The 21,766-nt window shown below is 54.2% G+C and carries 14 protein-coding genes; 2 read left to right on the top strand and 12 right to left on the bottom strand.

Annotated elements, in window-relative coordinates; translation table 11 throughout:
- The first annotated feature begins 30 nt into the window (after window positions 1-30).
- Entirely contained in the window at window positions 31-2,241 is a 2,211-nt protein-coding gene (locus tag BN8_RS02095) for a S9 family peptidase (protein WP_009280122.1), read from the top strand.
- A 243-nt stretch (window positions 2,242-2,484) separates the two neighbouring features.
- Here BN8_RS02095 and BN8_RS02090 read toward each other — a convergent pair whose 3' ends face one another.
- From BN8_RS02090 to kduI, 10 genes are all read right to left on the bottom strand, one after another.
- Window positions 2,485-4,434 (bottom strand): heparinase II/III domain-containing protein, encoded by a 1,950-nt coding sequence (locus BN8_RS02090; protein ID WP_009280121.1) that lies wholly within the window; start codon window positions 4,432-4,434, stop codon window positions 2,485-2,487.
- Between the two features lie 48 nt (window positions 4,435-4,482).
- Window positions 4,483-5,694, bottom strand: a complete 1,212-nt coding sequence (locus tag BN8_RS02085) for an alginate lyase family protein (RefSeq protein ID WP_009280120.1) — start codon at window positions 5,692-5,694, stop codon at window positions 4,483-4,485.
- Window positions 5,695-5,757: 63 nt separating this feature from the next.
- On the bottom strand, window positions 5,758-6,753 hold the full coding sequence (locus BN8_RS02080; protein WP_063827453.1) for a DUF4466 family protein: 996 nt from the start codon (window positions 6,751-6,753) through the stop codon (window positions 5,758-5,760).
- Window positions 6,754-6,773: 20 nt separating this feature from the next.
- Window positions 6,774-7,172: an SGBP N-terminal domain-containing protein gene (locus BN8_RS02075; protein ID WP_040005249.1), complete on the bottom strand. Its 399-nt coding sequence runs from the start codon at window positions 7,170-7,172 to the stop codon at window positions 6,774-6,776.
- Window positions 7,173-7,193: 21 nt separating this feature from the next.
- The gene (locus BN8_RS02070; RefSeq protein WP_009280117.1) at window positions 7,194-8,927 is read right to left on the bottom strand and encodes a RagB/SusD family nutrient uptake outer membrane protein; all 1,734 of its coding nucleotides are present in this window, start codon (window positions 8,925-8,927) and stop codon (window positions 7,194-7,196) included.
- Window positions 8,928-8,932: 5 nt separating this feature from the next.
- On the bottom strand, window positions 8,933-12,208 hold the full coding sequence (locus BN8_RS02065) for a SusC/RagA family TonB-linked outer membrane protein (protein ID WP_009280116.1): 3,276 nt from the start codon (window positions 12,206-12,208) through the stop codon (window positions 8,933-8,935).
- Window positions 12,209-12,446: 238 nt separating this feature from the next.
- A complete protein-coding gene (locus BN8_RS02060) occupies window positions 12,447-14,066 on the bottom strand; it encodes a RagB/SusD family nutrient uptake outer membrane protein (RefSeq protein ID WP_009280114.1) in 1,620 nt (539 codons plus the stop codon).
- Window positions 14,067-14,093: 27 nt separating this feature from the next.
- Window positions 14,094-17,216, bottom strand: coding sequence for a SusC/RagA family TonB-linked outer membrane protein (locus tag BN8_RS02055; protein WP_009280113.1), 3,123 nt, complete (start codon window positions 17,214-17,216; stop codon window positions 14,094-14,096).
- 46 nt (window positions 17,217-17,262) lie between these two features.
- A complete protein-coding gene (locus tag BN8_RS02050; RefSeq protein WP_009280112.1) occupies window positions 17,263-18,459 on the bottom strand; it encodes a glycoside hydrolase family 88 protein in 1,197 nt (398 codons plus the stop codon).
- Window positions 18,460-18,487: 28 nt separating this feature from the next.
- Window positions 18,488-19,339 (bottom strand): 5-dehydro-4-deoxy-D-glucuronate isomerase, encoded by an 852-nt coding sequence (gene kduI, locus BN8_RS02045; protein ID WP_009280111.1) that lies wholly within the window; start codon window positions 19,337-19,339, stop codon window positions 18,488-18,490.
- A gap of 349 nt (window positions 19,340-19,688) precedes the next feature.
- Between kduI and BN8_RS02040 the strand changes: the two genes are divergently transcribed.
- A complete protein-coding gene (locus tag BN8_RS02040) occupies window positions 19,689-20,747 on the top strand; it encodes a LacI family DNA-binding transcriptional regulator (RefSeq protein WP_009280110.1) in 1,059 nt (352 codons plus the stop codon).
- 47 nt (window positions 20,748-20,794) lie between these two features.
- Here BN8_RS02040 and BN8_RS02035 read toward each other — a convergent pair whose 3' ends face one another.
- Together BN8_RS02035 and BN8_RS33530 are read right to left on the bottom strand one after the other, a co-directional pair.
- The gene (locus BN8_RS02035) at window positions 20,795-21,190 is read right to left on the bottom strand and encodes a Dabb family protein (protein ID WP_009280109.1); all 396 of its coding nucleotides are present in this window, start codon (window positions 21,188-21,190) and stop codon (window positions 20,795-20,797) included.
- Window positions 21,191-21,323: 133 nt separating this feature from the next.
- Window positions 21,324-21,764, bottom strand: coding sequence for a LytR/AlgR family response regulator transcription factor (locus tag BN8_RS33530; RefSeq protein ID WP_229367637.1), 441 nt, complete (start codon window positions 21,762-21,764; stop codon window positions 21,324-21,326).
- Window positions 21,765-21,766 lie beyond the last annotated feature (2 nt).

The following is a 21,766-nucleotide window of genomic DNA, read 5'->3' as shown; positions in this document are numbered from 1 at the left end:
ATTTTCTGTTTACAGTTAACCCATTTTTATATGAAATACATAGGTTCGCTCCTTGCGCTCCTTTTTCTGACCCACACCCTGGCAACGGCACAGATGCAGCGGGCCGTCACGCTCGACGACGTCTGGGGTCGCAATGCCGGTGTATTTACCCAACGTACCGTCGAAGGTGTCAACTGGATGAAAACCGGTGGATTTTATACCACTCAGAACGACGGCCGTATCGTTAAATTCAACATCACCACCGGCCAGTCGGTCGATACGTTGTTTGACCAGCGTACGGCTGTCGTGGCAGGTGGCAGCCAACACATCAACCTGGAGGGTTACCAACTCAGTGCCGACGAACGTAAACTCCTCATCACGACCGACGATGAACCCATCTACCGCCGGTCGAGCCGCGCCCAGTTCTACGTGTATGACCTGCAATCGGGGCAACTAACCCTGCTGAGTAAGGGAGGCAAGCAGTTGTACGCAACGTTCTCGCCCGATGGCAAACTGGTGGCGTTCGTGCGCGACAATAATCTGTTTGTGGTCGATCTGGCCACGAAGCAGGAAACCCAGCTCACGACCGACGGTAAACAGAACGCCATCATCAACGGCGCGGCCGACTGGGTGTACGAAGAAGAATTTACGATGTCGCGGGCCTTCGAGTGGTCGCCCGACAGCCGCCGTATTGCCTGGATACGGTTCGACGAGAGCCGCGTGCCGGAATACAACATGCAGCTCTGGGGTAACCTCTACCCTATTGACTACCGGTTCAAATACCCCAAAGCCGGGGAAGCAAATTCGACCGTGACGGTCTGGATTGCAGACGTAGCCGGAAAAGGCCAAACCGGCAAAAAGGTTCAGGCCCAAACCGGCCTGAGTACGGATACCGACATCTACCTGCCACGAATTCAATGGACCCAGAATCCTAATCTGTTGTCGGTCCGGCGACTGAACCGGCTCCAGAACCGGCTCGATCTGCTCCACATCAATGCCGCTACGGGTCAGTCTACCACCATTCTGACGGAGACCAGCCCGACCTACGTTGACCTGGAATTCACGGACGACCTGACCTACCTGCGCGATGGCAAAGCCTTCGTCTGGAGCAGCGAACGGAGTGGCTTCAAGCATCTGTATCTGCACGACATGAGCGGTAAGCTGATTCGCCCGATTACCTCCGGCGAGTTTGAAGCCATTAACATCCTCGGCGTTGACGAGAAGAATCAGGCCGTTTATTACCTGTCGACGGAGGATTCTCCGCTCGAACGGCAGTTGTATCGCATCGGACTGGACGGACGCAACAAAACCCGACTGACCAAACAGCCGGGCACGTATTCCATCAAGTTCAACCCGGATTTTACGTATTATCTGGAGTATTACACCTCAACCACTACGCCCACCGTCGTTACGTTGCGCAAAGCCCCAACGGCCGAGCAACTGCGCGTACTGGAAACCAATAGCGGGCTAACCGGCCGGCTGCGTCAGTATGCCATCTCGCCCAAACGGTTCTTCACTACCAAAGCCGCCGACGGTACCCCGCTGAATGGTTTTGAGATACGGCCTCTCTCGTTCGACAGCACCAAAAAATACCCGGTACTCATGTTTGTGTACGGCGGCCCCGGTTCACAAACCGTCGAAAACGATTGGGATACCCGCGACTTTTTCTGGTATCAGGTGCTGGCCGATAAAGGCTACGTGATTGTATCGGTTGACAATCGCGGCACAGGTGCGCGGGGAACGACCTTCCGGACGCAGACCTACGCGCAGCTTGGCAAGCTCGAGACGCAGGATCAGATCGCGGTGGCACAGACGCTCAAGACGTGGCCGTACGTCGACCCCAACCGCGTGGGTATCTGGGGCTGGAGCTACGGGGGCTACATGACGGCGCTGTGCATGACGTTAGGAGCTGATACATTCAAAATGGGGATTTCGGTGGCGCCCGTTACGACCTGGCGTTTCTACGATACCATCTATACCGAACGCTACCTTAAACGCCCCCAGGAAAATCCACTGGGTTACGACGAAAATTCACCCCTAACGCACGCGGCCAAGCTGCGCGGTCCGTACCTGCTCATTCACGGAACCGGCGACGACAACGTGCATTTCCAGAACTCGGTCATGTTCGAAGACGCCCTGATCCGGTCGGGTAAGCAGTTCCAGTCGTTTTACTACCCGAACCGTAATCATGGTATTTCGGGGGGCAATACCCGGCTGCACCTCTATCAGATGATGACGAACTTCATCGAAAAAAATCTCTAACATCCGAATACGTGTTTGAGGGCGGTGATGTCAGATTCAGCACCTGACATCACCGCCCTCAAGCGTACTGAATAGCTTTAAAACAAAGATCAGTGCCCCTACACCGGAAGCACTGATGCCCACTTTAAACCTATGAAAGACGATTTCGTAAGACAGCAACGTACGTTCCCACTTGTTGCCTGAAACGTAGCGTTGTCAATAATCTGATTGTCGGGTAACTGAGCCCATCCGTGGCCCGGGAGATTACTCCGCAGCAACCGAAAGCATAAGTTTATCCGACTTTTTCGGTGACACAGCTTTCAGATTGATCCGGTAGATCGTATCCCCCCATTTGGTAATAATGCCCTTGTCTTCCGGCGTTTCCAGCTTTACCTTCTCAACAGATGCCTGCAACTGAGCCGGATTGTAGGTCACCACAAAATCCTTGGCCGGAGTACCTGCCGGTTGATAATGAATCAGGAGTTTCCCCGGTTTTTGCACTTCAGCGGGGTAGCACGTCATCAGGTGCTGGGTCAGGGCGTCGGCTTTTTCCAGGCTGATGACATCCGTAACCTGCACATTTTTGCCCCGGTTCAGCCGGACGCTACGCTGCCAATGCGTAACCCCGGCATCTTTAGGATACGCCTGAGCGATATCGACGTCAAACTGCGTAAACGCTCCTCCTGCTTTATGCGCTACCTGGGCGGCTTTAAACTGAGGGCCGGGCGGCTGCGTTTTGCCGTTGATGGTCGGCAGGTTATGGTAGTCCGAACAATTGTACCAGATTTCGTACCGCTTGCCGCTGAACGTCTTGGCCGTATACGTTCCCCGACCAACATCGATCAGCAATGGCTGCCCGTTGTAATAGACCACGTAGTTGCCCACATCGTTGTGGTTATGACTCTCGTCGTTATGCCCCCCTTTGGCCGCTACGTAGAAGCCGTCGGTCGTACCGGCCTGGTCGCGGGCAACGAACACCTGCAGGTCAGGCAACCAGACGTCTTTGGGCAGCGGTAGCCCCTGTGCGGCTTTCTGAAACTCATCCTGCATGAACAGGGCGTAGAAATTACGGAAGTAATGAAACTTCCCGATGGTGCCATCCTCCGGCTTCCGGTAATACGCGCCAAACCGCATCATGTCGGGGTCGTTAATGGCTTTACCGTAGCGGTAAATCATCGTAGCGGCCATGCCGGGCTGCGGATCGGCATCGGCGAAATTCAGAAAATACCGGTCGCTGATCTGTGCGCGGTAAATAAACCGGCCCATGTTCCTAAATTTCTCGTCGGCGTATACGTACGCAAAAGCGTCGTTGCTGGCCAGGTTGAGCATTGCAATATTGTCGTACAACGAAGCAGCCGCAGCCCCCCAGTAGCTCGGGCCTTCGTCGCAGCCCCCATCCTGTGGATAGGGATTCAGGAATTCGTCCAGTACGTCCAGCAGCCTGGCTACGTTGGCGGCCCGCTTGTCATCGTCTTTTTCCAGCAACAGAACCGCATTCAGCCAGTTCGAGCAGATCCACGGATTCCAGTTGTTGGGCGCGCGGCCGTTGGCCGTTTTGGTCATCCAGCCGTGGGGTTTGGTCATCAGCGGCTGAAAAATCCGGTTGTTGGTTTCGGTATAAATCCGTTTCCGGATCTGGGGCGAAACGGCGTCGAGCTTATCCCCGAGGTAGTAGTCAACCCAGGCCAGATACGTAGCGGTTTCGGCCGCGAACAGGTCGACGAACGGCTGCGAAACGTCCATCAGACCGGCGTATGCCTTCGATTTGGGCAGGTGAGCCGGTACGCCCCAGAACGACTCTTCGCAGATGGACCATACGCCATCAATGATCGGATCAACAAACCGACCCTTGTTCTCATAGATTTCGGCCAGCAGCAGCGTACCGAGCACCTCCCGCTTCTGAAAGCTCACGGCCTGGTACTGATCCCGGTCGCCGGTACGTTCAATCAGCAGCGATTTGGTAGCTGGGATGTATGGCCACTCGTAATTCAGGTACGATTCGGCTTTCTTCAAGTACGCGTTCATCATAGCCGCGTCGGCCTTCGCCCAGCCCGCCCGATCGTCCCGTTTGGGAAAAGGTGTCCACTGCGCCTGCGGAATCAGCACGGTTTTTAGTTTCTCCGGCGAGAACTTTCCGCTCAGCAGATCCGGCTGCTGAGCACAGACCGGCCACCCCAGCAGGCTAATTACGACAACGACAAATAGGTATCTCATTGAGTGGGTTAGGATTTCGGTTGCTAACGATAAAACGCCAGGACGGATTTAGAACAGCGAGCGAGTGAGCGCAAAGAAAGGATCGTTAACGCTGGGCTTACTCTCCGTATCTGCCAGGCGGCCGTACTTGGTTTCAGCCACGGCCATGACCGGCCTGAATTCGTCGAGGTGTAGCTCTTTAATCTGCTTATGCTCCCACGGCTTCTGATTTTCGGCGTACGGCAGCAACCACAAATACGCTTTTTTGATGCTTTTACCGTCTGGGGTTTCGTAATTCCAGAGATCAATCCCCACGTTTTCGGCCAGTGCGGCTAGCCCAAAAAAGCCTTTCAAGTTCATCACCGAGTAATTCCAGGAAAGTGTTCGGGCCAGTTCGTGCGGCTGGCTACCATCGGCTTTCAACTGGCTCTGAATACGAGCGTACGTCTTTTTTTCGATCATCTGCCGGGCCTGGTCTTTATCACCGAGAAACAAGGCGAAGGCAATGGTCTGAAAATCATAATAGGTGCCGTGGTTGTTATGCTCGTCTTCTTCGTCCTTGCCGATTGGACTCGTCAGCATCCAGTCCAGAAACTGCCGGTACCACCCTTGTAAAGCCACCTGATCGCGCTGCGGCCAGGCTTTTGATGCTTTCAGCAACTGGACTGCATCCGCCACCTCGGCCAATCCCCGCGTATCGATCAGGCCAATCCCCCGCCCTTCCGTAATACCGGGAATCGCCTGACCGTAGTTCAGGTTCGGATTCATGCGGGTTTTGGGGTCGAGAAACCAGTTCCGCAGCAGGTCGGCCGCCCGCCGGGCATATTTTTCGTCGTCGGAGAAATAATACGCAACGGCCAGCGTCTGCACCTGGCTGCACAGTTCGTTCAGATACGCGTTATCCTGAATCGCCATCCGCTCGGGATTGATCTGGCCATCTTTTCGAATGTACGGCAATCCGTTGGGCTTGGTCGGGTCCGGCCACCAGTACGGCCCCACGCTCATGTAGTCGTGCTTATCACCACTGGGCGGGGTTTTGCTCTTTTCAACGACGGAGTGGGTCGGTTTTGTCAGAATCTGGTCAGCGGTGGCCAGCAGCGATTGCCGGGCGGCTACCAACGCCTGATCCCCCCGCTGAATTTTTTCCTTATTTGCCTTCAGGACGGTTCCATCCAGCAGAAACGTAGCGGGTGCCTGCCCCGATTGAGCAAAAGTCTGCAACAGGGATACCATAACGAGCGTACCAGTCCAGACGGCCAGTCGTTGCCACACTGTCTGCATGATCTAAGTTGGGTTTAGACCTGGGATGACAACATACGTACCATCATCCCAGGTGGCATTGGGTTACTTCACTTGCAGCCGTTTGATGCTGACTGTCATTGTCTTCGCCGTATTATTGACGCTGTTGACAAACACATACGCAACGTACGTACCATCGCCCGACCGCACAAAAGCGCCCTGATCGGCAGCCAGATTATAGGCAAAGTCAGCCGAGTTGGTGAACGTAGTCCGTTCGAGATCAGTATCATCGATGTACACGTCGAAGCCGCCCCCGCGCAGTTGAGCGTCCTTGACATCTACCCGCTTATCTAAAAGCGTAGGCGTCTTTGTCCACGATGCCGGCAGGTTCAGATCGCTCAGATACGTACCGTTGGCCAGCGAAACCATCGCGTGGCCGAACGCATACTTGTTGGCACCGAGCGTGGCCCGGTACACATACACGAAATCAATCTTACCCGACAGCCCTTTCTGTTCAACTTCCTCTTTCGTGTATGCCGTCATGTCGGCCAGGGACACGTAGCACTTTTCCGCATCTTTCAACGTAATCTGCCGCTTCATATCCATCCGGCTTACCGTATAAGCGGGGGAATTTATGGTTACCTCCTGGCCCGTGGAGGAGGTACCGCTGAACCGGAAGGAGACCGTTTTCCCCCGGGCCTCTTCCGGAACGGCGTAGTAATAGCGCAGAGACAGCGCTTTGTTGTTATCGCCGTCGAGGATTGAGGCCGTTGACACGGCTCCGTTGGTAATTGTATCGCTGGCTGTCAAGACTGGTACGTCCTGTCCGTTACTCCGGTTCGTGAACCAGGAATACCGGCTGAAACCCGTGCCGACCGCGCCCGGAATGGATGCCTCCGCTCGGGCGGTTTTCAACGTACCTTCCAGCGTTCCCAGGGCGTAGACAAACTCAATACGGTCGCCGATAACGGCCGGGCTGGTTGTTTTTTTGAGCAGATCGTTCCGCAGCGGTCCTTCGTTTTCGACTTCCTTTGGCTCGCAGGACGCTAAGCCAACCGCGACAATCGCCAGCAACAACAGGTAACTTCTATTCGCTTTCATGGTCATGGCTTGGTAAAGGGTTACTGCTGAAGCGTTATCGTGATCGTGTACGTTTTGCGTACTTTCCGGTTGCCCGACACCACCGTGTACTGCTGGGGTGTCGAAAAATCGGTCCAGATACCCATATTGGGCTCGACAATGGCGTCGGTTACTACGCTGGAATACGGCTTGATCCGTTTGAGATTCGTTCCAAACCGGGCCACGGCTTTCACGGTCAGTGCGGTGGTATCGATCTGCGTAGAACCGGACACCAGCACCGTTCGATGGTCAGAGCCCAGCGCATCGAAGAAGGTCATGAAGCACTGCGACCGCTGCGTGATGAGTAATCCGTCGGCGTCGACCGGCGTTTTTTCGCACGAGCCGAAGAGGCATACGCTCGACACTGCCAGCAATAAGGTATAGATGAATCGTCTTTTCATGTCAGTACGTTGCATTACGGCTCAAAGCCAGGGTTCGTTTTGGATGATCTTCGGATTGACTTCAATCTCGCCGGGCGGAATCTGGAAAATGTAATAGCGCTGGTAGTTGCGTTCGGGCGCGTTCACAAACTCATCCCGAATTCGGGTTCCCTGCGAATCGGTCAGCACCTGCCCGTTCGGCGCGGGCCAGATTTCTTCTAGCTTTTTCCAGCGCCGGATGTCGAAGAAGCGATGGCCTTCGCCCACCAGTTCAATAATACGTTCCTGTTCAATGGCTTTAAAAAACTCTTCTTTAGCGCTGAACTTACCCCGGCTCAAAGGCGGCAGATTTCCCCGGCGCCGAATGCGGTCCAGCAGCGTAAACAGCTCTTCGTTAGGCCCGTTCAGCTCATTAACGGCCTCGGCATACATCAGCCACACATCAGGCAACCGCATCAGATAGATGTCCTGCGGCCCATCACTACGTCCGATGCCCCCCGTTTGCCGCACCCATTTCCGAAAAATATAGCCCGAGGGTGCCCCGTCGTAGTTGATGTACGTCACGCCGTCGCGACTACCAAACCGGAACGGAATGCTGTCCTGTACGTTCAGCCCATCGGTCGAAAGCCGGAGCATTTTCTGCTCGTCCCAGAGCATCGTAGCCCGCATCCGGTAATCGCGCCCTACGTACGATTTCGGGTTGGTTGCACTGTTGACCTGGGTCGTATTCCGCGACGCAATCAGTGCCGGAGCAAAATCGCCGGTTGAGATAAGCTGGTATCGGTTGGCCAGCCGGATTGTGGGCGCCACCCAGCACTGCGCGTTGCCCGTGTTGCGGGTTCCGAAGTCCCGCATCAGCTCTTCGCCTTGTCCGAGCAGCGGCCCACCAAACTGTACGGAAAAGATGATTTCGGGATCGTACTCGTTGAAATACTGGAACAGGTGCCAGTAGTTCGGGTTGTCGGCCGGTCCGGGTTCTCCCCCGCGGAACAACGAAATATTCTTATCGATGATTTTCTTGAAGTCGGCCGCAGCAGCCGTGTAATGCGCCTGGGCTTCGCTGGCTTTTCCTTCATTCTTCATCCAGCACGCCCAGTATAAATTCACTTTTCCGCGGAAGCCCAGTGCAGCCAGTTGCGTCACCCGCCCCAGGTTATCGCCCGAGTAGCGTTCCGGTAAAACGGAAGCGGCATACGCCAAATCGGCCAGTATTGAATCTTTAACCACGGCCCGCGGGGTACGGCTCAGGGAATAAGCTTCCGCATTTCCGTTCAGCTTTTTGGTGAAATACGGTACGTCGCCCCAGAGGTCAATGAGCCGGAAATAGTTGATCGCCCGCATAAACCGGGTTTCGGCAACGAGCCGGGTTAACAGCGCCTGATCGGTCGGACTACTGACCGACGTCTGCAACGTCGAGATGTTCCCCAGCACATCGTTCGCTCGATTGATTGTCCGGTAACAGTCGCCCCAGAGAAATCCGAAATTACCGCTCGACCCGATACCACTCGGGTTATAACTCCCCTGGTTATTGCTCGTACCGCGGGTATTGACAAACTCACCGGCTCCGTCGAAATAATAGTCCCGGTCAAACGTGGTCCGGTTGGCCTGATAAACACCATTGACGGCATAAATGGCATCATCCGTCGTTTTCCAGAACAGCTCCGACGACAGGTCTGAGGCCGGAATCTGATCGAGCAAATCTTCGGTGCAACAGGTGAGCAGCAGCGACAGGCTCAGCAACAGGCCGCCACGTAGAAGGAATGAAGTACGAATCATGGTTATTACAAGCTGAGGTTAAGGCCAAATGAATACGATTTCAGCAGCGGGAAAGGGTCGTCGTTGTTATCAGCCCCGGCTACGCTGGTGCTTTTTTCGGGATCGACGCCCCGGTAGCGCGTGAAGGTCAGCAGGTTCTCCGACGTGAAATACAGGCGCACCCGACTAACCCCGAAGCGGCTGGTGTACTTATCCGGGATGTTATACCCAAACTGTACGTTCTTGAGCCGCAGGTAGCTGAAGCTGTCCAGCCAGAATGTTGATTCGTTCTGGTTGGCTCCGCCAGAGCCGGTAATCAGCCGTGGCAACGACGCCGTCCGGTTGTCGAGACTCCAGGTGTCGTACCAGTGAAAATCCTGAAATGCGTTGCGGGCACCCGGTATATTCACGTTGTTGAACGGTTCCAGCCAGAAGTCCCGGCGACCGGTTGCGCCCTGGAACAGGATGCTGAGATCGAAGCCCCGCCAGTTGCCGAACAGGTTCAGGCCGTACGTACCGACCGGCTGATCCCGGTTAAACTGCGGCATTGCCTTCCGGTCTTCATCGTTGATCTGGCCGTCGCCGTTCAGGTCTTCGTACAGGATGTCGCCCGGAGAGAAGTATTGACCGTGGTAAGGCGCATTAGCGATGTCCTCCCACGACTGAGCGATTCCGTTTGAGATGCGGGTGTACACAAAATGGTACGGCATGTTCAGATACGTAAATCCTTTGCCCAGAAACTCATTCCACTCCAGGAGCCGGTTCTGGTTGAAGGCCATGTTCAGGTTAGCCCCCACGTTGGCATCCCGAATTTTAGCCCGGTACGTCAGGTTCATTTCCAGACCCCGGTTGCGCAGCCGACCGATGTTGACCCGTGGCGCACTGTACCCGGTCAGGAACGTAGACAGCGACGAGGGCCGGATCATGCCGTTGGTCATCTTCTGGTACAAATCGATCTCCGCGTTCAGCCGCCCCCCGAAGAAAGCCAGATCCAGACCAACGTTGGTTACGTTGGTTTCCTCCCAGGAGAAATCCTCGTTGATGATCTTGTTGCTGCTGAAGCCTTTGACGATTTTCCCGTTGAGAATGTAATTCGTCAGGGCCAGGATATCGCGTTGTTCGTAGCGCCCAACGCCGGAGTTGTTCCCCAACTGACCGATAGAAGCGCGCAGCTTACCCGAGGTCAGCCAGGAGCGCAGCCCAGCCAGAAACGGCTCGTCGGAAAAGCGCCAGCCCGCCGAAGCCGACGGAAAGAAGCCGTACTGAAACCCAGGCAGGAACTTACTGGAACCATCGTAGCGGGCGTTGGCTTCAAACAGATACTTATCGTTAATGACGTAGTTGATTCGGCCAATCACAGACCGCAAACCTTCGGATTCCGAATCGCCCGAGGCACTCTGCGTAGTGGTTAACGCTGCGTCGATTTCGCTCAGGTTCGGGTGAATCCGATCCTGACGGCTGGCCGATAGATTGCGGGCAAACCAGTACTCCTCCGTGTAGGCTCCCAGCAGGCTCAACTGGTGATTCCCGAAGAGGGTCTTGTTGTAGTTAATCCGCCCCTGCAACAGCGTTTTATATCCCTGCGCCGTTGCATTGGCAATACCCGCGCTGGGGGCTATGATGTTTCGTGCAACCTGATTGGTCTGAAAATTCCACTCGTCCGTCGGATCAGAATAGCTTTTCGTAAACTGGTTGTAGTAGCGTAAGCCATAATCGCCCCGCACTTTCAGCCCGGCAATTGGCTCCCATTCGGCGTAGAAGTTGCCGTTCAGTTCCTGCCGATCGCGCAGGTTGTGGTTGACCTCCATGATGGTCAGCATATTCCTGGCGAACGCGTCTTCCCCATAAGCCATGATACCCCCGTAACGCCCGGTTTCGGGTTCCTTCGGTAAGATCCCCGCCACCGCATACCGAATGTCGTAACCGGCCGTACCCGTGTAGGTAATCAAGCCCTCCTGGTTCGCGTACTGCTGTTTCGACCACTGACCGTCCATCCGGACACCTACTTTCAGGGCATCCCGAATTTTATAATCCATGTTAAAGCGCATGTTGTAGCGCTTGTAATCATGATTAACCAGAACGCCCAGTTCGTCGAGCATACCGGCCGATACGTAGAAATTGGCTTTGTCGGTGCTGCCGGACGCCGATAAGTTATGCGTCTGAATACGTCCGTTATCGCGCAGGATCACATCCCACCAGTTGGTGCTGGGGTATTTAATGGGATCGACCATGCTCTTCGCCAGCCACTCTTCTACCGTACCGTACCGGAACGTGGTTGACGACGCCCCAGCCGCCGACGCCCGCAGGTGCATTGTCAGCGCCCGGGCGTAGTCGTCGAAGTAGTTGTAGAAATTTGTCGGCTGCGACATCGCGTAGGTGCCGGTGTAGTTAATCTGCGCTTTCTTGGATTTCGATCCGTTTTTGGTCGTAATCAGCACAACGCCGTTGGCCGCCCGCGACCCGTAGACGGAGGCCGAAGCCGCATCCTTCAGAACCGAGATGCTTTCGACGTCGTTCATGTCAATGCGGTTGATATCCACGTCAGGCATCCCATCGACCACGATCAGCGGACCGGCGTTATTGACCGTGCCCAGGCCCCGGATTACCAGCGATGCACCACTACGGCCCGCCATACCCGTCGACTGCTGAACGGCTAGCCCCGGCACCAGCCCCGAAAGAGCCGACGACACGTTGACCAGCGATCGGCTCGATATCTTTTCATCGATGGTTACGGCCGCTACGGCCCCCGTCAGGTTTTCTTTTTTCTGCGTACCGTAGCCGACTACCACCACTTCGTTCAGCGCTTTTGTATCCGTTCGGAGCGTTACGTCCACCGCTTTGCGGTTGCCCACCGGTACTTCCTGGGCCAAATAACCCACGAATGAAAAGACCAGCACGGCATCCTCGGAGGGTACAGAAATTGAGTACCGGCCATCGGCATCCGTGTTGGTACCCCGCGTAGACCCTTTCACAACTACGCTAACACCGGGCAACCCCTGCTTCGTATCGGCATCTGTTACTTTACCGGAAATTGTGATGTCGGTTGGCGCTACCAGATCGACAGGAATGCGGCTAACCTGACGAGCCGAGGCAGCAGGACCAGTCGGCCGATTAGCCAGCCACTCCGGACGGATTGCTCCTGATACGGGCGGGGGCGTCGTGGCCGGCTTGCGGGCAGCCGAATTCGGTAATGTGGGTAGCTGATACGCTACTAAGCGCGTCTGTGCCCCAACGTCTGGAATTCCGGCCGCTAACAGCAACAGGAGTCCCAAACCAGCTTGTGTGGGTTGTAATCGTATCATCAATTGGTATTGGTTTAGGATATCGACAGATGCAAAGTCAGATCAAATTACCGGTCAGCACTGGTGAGTATATCGTCCTGATTTTTAGTAAGTTGCCTGGATTTACTAACCTCAACTGAAGCCAGGAACGTTTCGATCAGCGATTTTTCAGGCAAAACAAGAGCTGCCCTGCCCGGCAGGGTACACGTCGGAAGGCGAGGAACCGGGGACGTAACTCCCTCAGTTCCTCGTTTCAGTGCTACCAGCCCGGATTCTGTTTCAGCGACTGGTTCAGTGCGATTTCGTTGATTGGCAATGGCCAGAGGTAGTCCTTATTCGGGTCAAATTTGCGGAAACTGGCCGCCTGCACCATAATGTAGTTGTCAGGTGTCAGATTCACCGTAGCGCCGGTAAACTCACTTTTGAAATAGAAGTTACCCAGTACCGGCTTCGGCAATTCAATTTCGGCCGTTTTCCAGCGGATCAGATCCCAGTACCGGAACCCTTCCTGTGCCAGTTCCACCCGGCGCTCGCGACGCAGTTCATCGCGCATAGTCAGGCCGTTGGCCGTAGCGAACGCGTTGGTCAGCTTGGCCACACCACCCCGCTGCCGCAGTCGGTTGATGGTCAGGTCCAGGTCAGCATCACTGATGGAACCGTTCAGTTCGTACGTAGCTTCCGCAAAAATGAGCAGCACTTCAGCATAGCGCAGAACAGGCCGATCAATGGTCGATGCCTGGGTGTTCCAGTCGTCGATGTTAGCCGTTTTCCGGAACATGAAACCCGTTTTGTTGAACACCAGATTCGCGATGTCGAAGATGGGTTTGGTCGTCATCATCGGGTCACCACGCTTCATAAACGTATCGCCCATACGTGTATCGCGGTCTTTAAACACATCAATCGACTGCACCGGCGCTTTGTATAAAGGCGACTTCGTGATGGGTAAGCCGTCTTTCATCAGGTACGAATCGGCCAGGCTCTTCGTCGGGTTCATGTTGCCGTTCTCTAACGTACCCCGGTAATACGCATGGGTAGCAACCCGGTCGGTTTGTGATACACCGTACTGGCGAACAAGGATGTTCTCGCGGTTCTGCCGCCCTTCGCCCGCCATCTGGAACAGATCGAAGTAAGCGCCCGTAAACAAGTCGTGCTGTTTACTATCGATCACGGCTTTGGCCGCATCGGCGGCAATCTTCAGGTGTTTGTTAGGCTCGCCGTAGCTGTGAAACTTCGCCCGCGTTCCTTCAAACAGAGCTACCCGCGCCTTGAATGCCAGCGCTGCCGTATTGGAAATACGACCAAAATCGGCGGTTCCGAGCGCCGTTGGCGTAGGCAGTTTAGATGCCGCAAAGTCAAGGTCCTGATAAATCTGGTCGACTACCTGCGTCCGCGGACTGGCGGGTGCCTGTAGCTCAGGTGAACTATCATCAAGGGTTTTCAGAATCAGCGGGACATCGCCGTAACGCTGCACCAGATTGAAATAACCCCATGCCCGGAAAAATCGGGCCTCGGCTGAATAGCGATCAACAATGGTTTGCGACGTAGCCGCCAGTGCACGGGGAGCCTTCTCCAAAATATTGTTTGCTGCCCGGATAAGTGCGTAGTTATTGTTGTAATTCCCATCTGTTGCTGGTGCCAGACGCGACCCGTCACTGATGCCATTCGAAGCCAGCCCGAACGCATCGTCGGACCAAACATCATCTCCAGACCAGCCGGGCAAAAATGTGTACAGGTAATTAGCCGCGGACTTTAGGTCGTTTTCCGATTGCCAGAAGGTTTGGTCACTGATCGACGTTTCGGGCAGACGATCCACCTCGCAGGAAGGCAGCGCAGCCAGCAATGCCAAAGCGAGCGTTGTATGTTTCAGAATTGATTTCATAAGTTCGTTCAAGTTTGGCTAACCGGTTTAGAATGAGATGTTCAGACCCAGCGACGCCGTAGCGAAGAACGGATAATCGTTTTCTACGTTATCACGCATTTCAGGATCGTAGTAACCCTGGAACGGCCCCAGTCCGGAAATCGTGAACAGGTCCTGACCCGAGAAGAACAGGCGAGCCTGCTGCACCTTGACCTTCTGCGTGAGCGTTGTGGGCAGCGTATACCCAAACTGCAGGTTTTTCAGGCGCATGTAGCTGGCGTCGAGTACCCATTTGTCGGAAGCTACGTAGTTGTGTGTAGCGCCCACGTACGGACGGGGATACAGGGCATCTGGATTCTCGGGCGTCCAGTAATCGGCATGGATGGCCAGCGCCTGTTTCCACGTTACGAGCAACGGAGCAATGGATTCCGTTGTAGGGCGGTAATTACGCTTGCCTACTCCTTGCAGGAAAACGGTCAGGTCGAAACCTTTCCACTGTGCCCCCAGCGTAACGCCGAACTGGTAGCGGGGCTGCGTCGTCCCCAGCAAGATCAGATCGCCATGGTCGGCTACCGTACCTTTCCCCACTGAAAGCCGGTTGTCACCATTCTGATCAATATACTTTACGTCACCAACTCCGGTGCGGTTATCCTGAAACGCCCAGGCCTTCACTTCGTCCTCTGTCCGGAAATAGCCGGCGGTTTGGTAGCCCCAGATGGTGTTGAGCGGGTAGCCTTCGATGATGCCGTTCGTACCGGCCCCAATCACATTCCGGTTCGAGTAATTCAATAACCGGTTTTGGTTGTCCGACAGGTTCACCGCAAACGAATAGTTGAAATCCTTACCGATGCGGTCGCGGAAACGGACCTCAGCCTCCCAACCCCACGATTTCAGCTCACCGTTGTTTTTCAGGGGCGTCGCGATGCCGATTGTGGCGGGTAACTGCTGCGGGGTCAGCATGTTCCGGTTGTACTTCACGTAGTAGTCGCCCGTGAACTGCAGCCGATTCTGGAAGAAGCCCAGATCCAGACCGCCGTTCGTAGTCTCGATTGTTTCCCACGACAAATTGGTGGAAGGGATATAGCCCTGATAAATGTAGGACGTACGGGAGTCGCCTAGTACCAGGTTCGCACTGCGGCTTAACTGGCTCAGGTAATCGTAGTTCCCAATGTTATCGCCGAGAGCACCACCAAGCCGTCCCCATGAACCACGTAGCTTGAATTCGGTGATGAATGGTAAGGCACGGCCAAACCATTCTTCGCGCTGCATATTCCAGCCAACCGACGCCGACGGGAACAATTTAATTCGTCCGTCGCGTGCCAGTTTCGAGCTTTCGTCCTGGCGAAGGGTTGCCTCAAACAGGTATTTGTCGGCGTAGTTGTAATTGAACCGGCCAAACACGGACTGGAACGCCCGCGTACCAACGCCCTCGCTGCTGCTCTTGGTACGGTCATCGCCCAGGTTCAGCGTCGGCAGGTCGTTGCTGACCAGGTTAGTAGCTCCACTCTGTACAAACTCGTCGCGGAAGTCTTCCCACTGATAACCGGCAAACAAGCCAAAGTTATGCCTGTCGCCCACTTTGAAATCGTAATTAGCCAGGAACTGGAGGTTCGTGTTCCGAACCAGTTCATTACGGACCGTAAACGAGTTCGGGTTGTTGGCATAACTCAGAATCCGGGATCTGCCCCAGAGCGGCACCGTCCGGTTAAATATTTCGCGATAGGCGGGTCGGTGCTGCATCCCGGCCACGGCGCGTAAGGTCAGCCCTTTCACAAAGTTGGCCGCCTGTAGCGTAAACACACCGTCGAATTGATTCCTGTCGTAGTTGTTGTACCCGCCGGATTCGAGCAGGCCATAGGCGGTTGCGGCAGATCCAGCCCCGTTGTAGCGGCCCTCTGGCGTAAAGAACGGGGTTCGGGTACGCAGCCGGTATACCTGATACATCAGACCGCTTCCATTCGCATCAATGGACGATCGGCGGGTCTGTTCCAGCATATACGATAGTCGTGTATCAAGCGACAGGTGCTGGGTTAACTGCGCCCCTACGTTCAGCCGCAGGTTGTAGCGTTTGAGCTTGTCGGGTCCTACTTTGAACAGCCCCTGCTTTTCGTAATAACCGCCGGAAAACAGGAAATTAAGTTTATCCGTACCGCCCCGCATGGTCAGGTTATGCGTTTTCATAACCGTGTATTTTTTGAGCAGTTGGTCCGTCAGCGGCTGCTGATTGTAGTACAGATACGTACCGGTATCCGCTGGGTTCACAACGTATGGAATACCATCGCGGATTCGCTGTAGATCCTCATCCGTGTATTCGGGTCCACTGCCTGAATTTTTCCGGGCCAGGTTCGAGAACAGTGCTTCGTCGAGCAGGCTCATCCGGCCCGGTACGTTGATGGCCCAGTCGGTACCATACTGCGCGAGGTAATCAAACGTCACTTTACCCGATTTACCCTTTTTGGTCGTAATCAGCACAACGCCACCAGCAGCCTGCGCCCCGTAGATAGCCGCGGCTGCGGCATCTTTCAGTACGCTGATACTTTCAATATCGTTCGGGTTGAGCGTCGTCATGGTCGAGATCGGTACGTTCACCCCATCGAGTACCACCAGTGGATCAACGTTACCGTTCGCCGACGTAACGCCCCGAATCTGCAACCGGATGCTTTCATTTCCTGGCTGACCACTCGTGCGGGTGATGGTCAGGCCCGGCGTTACGCCCTGCAACGCATTGGCCAGGTTCGTGGACGGACGATACTGAAGCGATTTTGAATCAACCGTCGATACGGCTCCCGTCAGATTGACCTTTTTCTGGGTTCCGTAACCAATAACCACCACTTCCTCCAGCGATTTGTCGTCGGTCTGCAACTGAACGTCGATGACCGAGCGGCCACCCACCTCGACTTCCTGCTTGAGATAGCCGACAAAACTGATAATCAATACGGATTGTCCGTTGGGTACATTGAGTTTGTACTGACCGTTGCCGTCAGTTGTGGCTCCGCGCGTGGTTCCTTTAACAACGACACTCACACCGGGTAGCGGCTCACCTTTCTCGTCGGTAATTTTACCCGAGACAGGCACATCAGCAATTCGGGCATACGCCGGGAAATTTAGCCAAAGTAGTAACAACAGGAGCCAGGCGACATTGGCTCTCAGCACCTGATACACGTTTCGCATAGGTGAAAAGATTAGGGTTTACGAATAGCTTGGAAATTCAATACGGTCAGGACCGAGAACCCATCTTCTGGCGGAGGGCTTCGTAACGTAACAAGGCTTCCAGATAGTAGTAATCAGCATACACCAGCGGTACATCCACCTCGCTCTTGCCTGGCTTGTGCCCTACGCAGTGTTTCAGAATGAAGTTGTTATTCTCCCCCAGTTTTGCCTTATAAGCCGGACTGGCCAGGCTTTGCAGCATCTGAACGGCGGCCTGGTAGTACGTCTTACCAGCGGCTCCCGTGTACGTACTCAGTTCCAGCAGCCCCGACGCAGCGATGGCCGCGGCCGATGCATCGCGCTCTTCGTTCGATGTATTCGGCGAATCTACGCCGGGCGCGTTGAAGTCCCAGTACGGCACTTTGTCGGCGGGCAGGTTCGGGTGGTTCAGGTAAAAATCAGCGATCTTCTGAGCCTGCTGCAGATACTTCTTATCCTTCGTTTCGCGGTACATAACCGTATAGCCGTACAAGCCCCAGGCCTGCCCCCGCGCCCAGGCGGATTCATCGGCGGCTCCTTGGTGCGTCATTTTAGCGGCTACGCTACCGTCCGGATTGTAGCAGATAACGTGGTAGCTGCTGCCGTCGGGCCGAAAATGGTTCTTCAGTGTATTGTCGGCGTGGGTAATACAAATCTCCCGGAACCGCTTATCCCCTGATTTTTTCGACGCCCAGAACAGGAACTCCAGGTTCATCATGTTGTCGATGATGACCGGGTAATTGTAGTCTTTGAACTTATTCCACGACTTGATCAGCCCCACTTTAGGATCGAACCGGGTCGACAGGGACTTCGCACCCGTCAGCATGATGGGCGGGTACGCTTCGTTTTTGGTCAGCCGGTAGCCGTTGCCTAAGGGGCAGTACAGCATAAAGCCCAGATCGTGGGTGCCGGTGTTGTATTGCTCCTTCGCTACGGCCATCGACCATTTGTGGGCCGCGTCTTTCCACTTCGAGTCCTTCGTCTGCTCGTAGATGTACCAGAGCGAACCGCCGAAGAAACCGCTGCACCACCACGACGATTTCATGTCGCGGGGACTGCCATCGGGGTTGGTCGATTGCGGAAATTTAGTCGTGTCGGGGTGCGAAGCCAGCATCCGTTCGTATTGCTGGGCTGCAAAAGCAAACTCTTTCTTAACGTCGATCGGGCTTTGTGCCAGTGAACGGCTGACCAGCAGCACAAGCGCGAAAACAACTGAGTATTTCATAGGTCTGGTTAGTAGTAAGCTAATCGGATTAGAGAAGGTCAGCAATCGGCGAATGATCCATATCGGCGAAATCCATGTTTTCGCCGGCCATCCCCCAGATAAACGAGTAGTTGGTGGTACCGCAACCTGAGTGAATCGACCACGGGGGCGATACTACGGCCTGTTCGTTCGCCACTACGAGGTGACGCGTTTCCTGCGGCTGCCCCATCAGATGAAACACCCGGTGATCGGCAGGCAAATCGAAATAGCAATACACTTCCATGCGCCGGTCGTGCACGTGCGCCGGCATGGTGTTCCAGACACTGCCGGGCTCCAGCACCGTCAGCCCCATCACCAACTGGCAGCTTTGCAGACCATCGCGGTGAATGTACTTGTAAATGGTACGTTCATTAGCCGTTAATGACGAGCCCAGACGAGTCGGGTTAGCCTCCTCCTTTGCCAGCTTGGTGGTTGGGTAGGCGGCATGGGCGGGAGCCGACAACAGAAAAAAACGGGCCGGCGTATCAGACGAAAGGCTGTCAAACTGCACATCCCGGCAGCCTTGCCCTACATACAGACAATCCAGCTTGGTCAGATCGAAGCGCTCACCATCGACCGTTACCGAACCCGGCCCGCCAACGTTAATAACGCCCAGCTCGCGCCGATCCAGAAAATAAGGTGTCTTCAGGTTATCGTAGGTCGGTAGCGGAAGGGGTTCATAGACCGGCAACGCCCCCCCGACAATAACCCGGTCGTAGTGTGTGTAAACAACCTGAACGGTATCCGGCTCAAACACGGTATCGATCAAAAAATTGTCCCGAAGTTCGCGGGTCGTAAACCGCTGAATTTCATTCTGGCCCACCGTGTGGCGAACAGGCATAATGGTTTGTTGGAGGAGCATGGATTGAGTAGTGTTCTGACAGACGAAAAATCGTTATTTATAAAAAAAATACAACTCTTAATGAAAAGATAAGATAGTGATGAGTTCCTTGATTAAGCGTACCAGGATGCCACAAAACTTAACTTTTAGAGGAAATTATACGAGAAAGCCAAGCATGTCAAGAGCCTTAACGAAGTAAAAAGTATATTTTTCACTGCAAACGTTACCGCAAGCGTTTGCAAAAAGAATTTAACTCTGAAAACATTACACTATTTTTGCAAGAGCACTCGTAAAGCCTTAGAATTAAAATAGTATACATTCATCTTCTTTTGGGAAGAAAAACTCGAAAATTTCATATTGATTACTACGTATGAAGAGCGCACCCGTTACCATCAAGGATATTGCTAAGGCCCTGAATATATCCATCTCAACGGTCTCGCGGGCGCTACGGGGTATGCCCGAAATTCACCCTGATACGCGTAGCGCTGTGATGCGGCTGGCCGAAGAATGGGACTACCAGCCCAACCAACTGGCGAAGAACCTGGCCAAGAGCCGTACTAAAACTATCGGTGTCATTGTCCCTAACCTGAGTTATTATTTTTTCTCGGCGATGCTCAACAGCATCGAAGATGCCGCCATTCAGGCGGGCTACAGCGTATTGGTCTGCCAATCGAACGAATCGTATTTGCGGGAAACCATGCAGATCCAGAACCTGCTGCGTAGTCAGGTAGAAGGTTTTATTTTATCCCTGTCGCGGGATACGAGCAACTGCGCTCACGTCGAACGACTGATTCAAAAAAACGTCCCGCTGGTACTTTTTGACCGCTATGCCGACAACATGGCTGCGTCAAAAGTGATGGTCGACAATCGCGAAGCGGCTTTTAAGGCAACCGAGCACCTGATTGAGAACGGCTGCCGACGGATTGCCTTTCTGGCCGGACCTCCTCAGTTGGTACTCAGTAACCAACGGCTGGCGGGCTACCGCGATGCGCTGACTAAACACGGCCTGTACATGGGCGACCAGTACGTATTTCACTGCGACTATACGCAGGAGAACACACTGATGCAGACGCTGGCGCTCATGAGCCTACCGCAACCACCGGATGGTCTGCTGACGGTCAGCGACCGGATTGCGTACCCGGCTATGTATGCGATGAAACAAAAAGGTGTGCGGATTCCCGACGATGTGGCCGTAGTCAGCTTTAACAACGAGCCGTTATCCTCGCTGTTTTCGCCCTCGCTGACGAGCATCAGCCAGCCGATTCAGGAGATGGGTATGGAAACGGTACGGTTGCTGCTCCGGCAATTAGAAGCCACCGACGGCCCGATTACGCCCGAAACTACGGTCATGCCGACTCAGCTTGTCGTGCGCGAATCGTCACTGCGGATGAAGAGCGCAGACTTTTTGAATGGCGTATTGTCATCCTGAGCCAGCCAATATGACTACGTTTTTCCGGCTCAGGATGATAGATTGGGTTATTTCGCTTTGTTGGTAAAATCAACTACGGTTACGTCGGCGAGCCAGGGGCCAACAACCTTACCAAACTCTTTGTGAGCCGGGTGAGGCAAATACGCATCCCGATCCTTCTCGTTGTCGAATGTCAGGATAAAGGCGTGGGTCAGACCTTTGTTGAGATTTTCGGGGCTATTGTTCGTTCCCCACTGAAAGCTCTTGATCTCTTTGATTTTCGACGGCAGGGCTTCGAAAGCCGCGACGATCTCGTTCACTTTTTCGGGTGTGGTTTCCGGCTTGAACTTAAACAGAACGATGTGTTGGAGGACTTTTCCGGTCATGGGTTTTGCAGTACTTTGGGCGTAGGAACTAGCTGACAGCAGCATCAGTACCACCAGCGATACAAACAATTTTTTCATACGAGGGAGTTAACTTGGAATGGCCGGTAAGTTAGCCACAAACTGTTTTATTCTTGTCGGGCCGTGAGAATTTTGCTAGCGTAAGTATAGCCCACAGGCTTTCATGCAAACCAAGCCTTTTGATGGCAGAACGTCAGTATGAATTATTCATGACCCGTTCGAACTCTTTGGCAAACCGCCCACCCACCGGAATCTCTTGTGTACCAATGAATAGACGAGCTTTCTGATGCGCCGTAATTCGTTTAATGGCTACAATAAAAGACTGATGGACGCGGCAAAACTGCCCGACCGGTAGCCGGGCAAACAGCGTTTTCAAATTACTTCGGGTGACAATTGGATACTGACTGGAAACAATGAAAATTTTGGCGTAATCTTTCAATCCCTCAATGTAGAGCACATCATCGAAGTAGATGCGAACCTGTTTGTAGTCAGAAAACACTGTAAAGAAGGCCGATGACGTTATGCGATTGTCCGACGCATCCATTGCTGTACGGACACTGCGCCACTCCCGCGCTTTGTTGACCGCCCGTAGAAAACGGTCGAAAGGAACCGGCTTGAGTAGATAATCGATCACGT

This window comes from Fibrisoma limi BUZ 3 (assembly GCF_000296815.2).
Classification (GTDB): domain Bacteria; phylum Bacteroidota; class Bacteroidia; order Cytophagales; family Spirosomataceae; genus Fibrisoma; species Fibrisoma limi.
This window is presented reverse-complemented; position numbering and strand designations above follow the sequence as displayed.

Coding starts and splice junctions, on each gene's coding strand:
- BN8_RS02050 (WP_009280112.1), bottom strand. CDS start 18,459: ATGAAATACTCAGTTGTTTTCGCGCTTGTGCTGCTGGTCAGCCGTTCA.
- BN8_RS02095 (WP_009280122.1), top strand. CDS start 31: ATGAAATACATAGGTTCGCTCCTTGCGCTCCTTTTTCTGACCCACACC.
- BN8_RS02040 (WP_009280110.1), top strand. CDS start 19,689: ATGAAGAGCGCACCCGTTACCATCAAGGATATTGCTAAGGCCCTGAAT.
- BN8_RS02085 (WP_009280120.1), bottom strand. CDS start 5,694: ATGCAGACAGTGTGGCAACGACTGGCCGTCTGGACTGGTACGCTCGTT.
- BN8_RS02070 (WP_009280117.1), bottom strand. CDS start 8,927: ATGATTCGTACTTCATTCCTTCTACGTGGCGGCCTGTTGCTGAGCCTG.
- BN8_RS02060 (WP_009280114.1), bottom strand. CDS start 14,066: ATGAAATCAATTCTGAAACATACAACGCTCGCTTTGGCATTGCTGGCT.
- BN8_RS02035 (WP_009280109.1), bottom strand. CDS start 21,190: ATGAAAAAATTGTTTGTATCGCTGGTGGTACTGATGCTGCTGTCAGCT.
- BN8_RS02075 (WP_040005249.1), bottom strand. CDS start 7,172: ATGAAAAGACGATTCATCTATACCTTATTGCTGGCAGTGTCGAGCGTA.
- kduI (WP_009280111.1), bottom strand. CDS start 19,339: ATGCTCCTCCAACAAACCATTATGCCTGTTCGCCACACGGTGGGCCAG.
- BN8_RS02055 (WP_009280113.1), bottom strand. CDS start 17,216: ATGCGAAACGTGTATCAGGTGCTGAGAGCCAATGTCGCCTGGCTCCTG.
- BN8_RS02090 (WP_009280121.1), bottom strand. CDS start 4,434: ATGAGATACCTATTTGTCGTTGTCGTAATTAGCCTGCTGGGGTGGCCG.
- BN8_RS02065 (WP_009280116.1), bottom strand. CDS start 12,208: ATGATACGATTACAACCCACACAAGCTGGTTTGGGACTCCTGTTGCTG.
- BN8_RS02080 (WP_063827453.1), bottom strand. CDS start 6,753: ATGAAAGCGAATAGAAGTTACCTGTTGTTGCTGGCGATTGTCGCGGTT.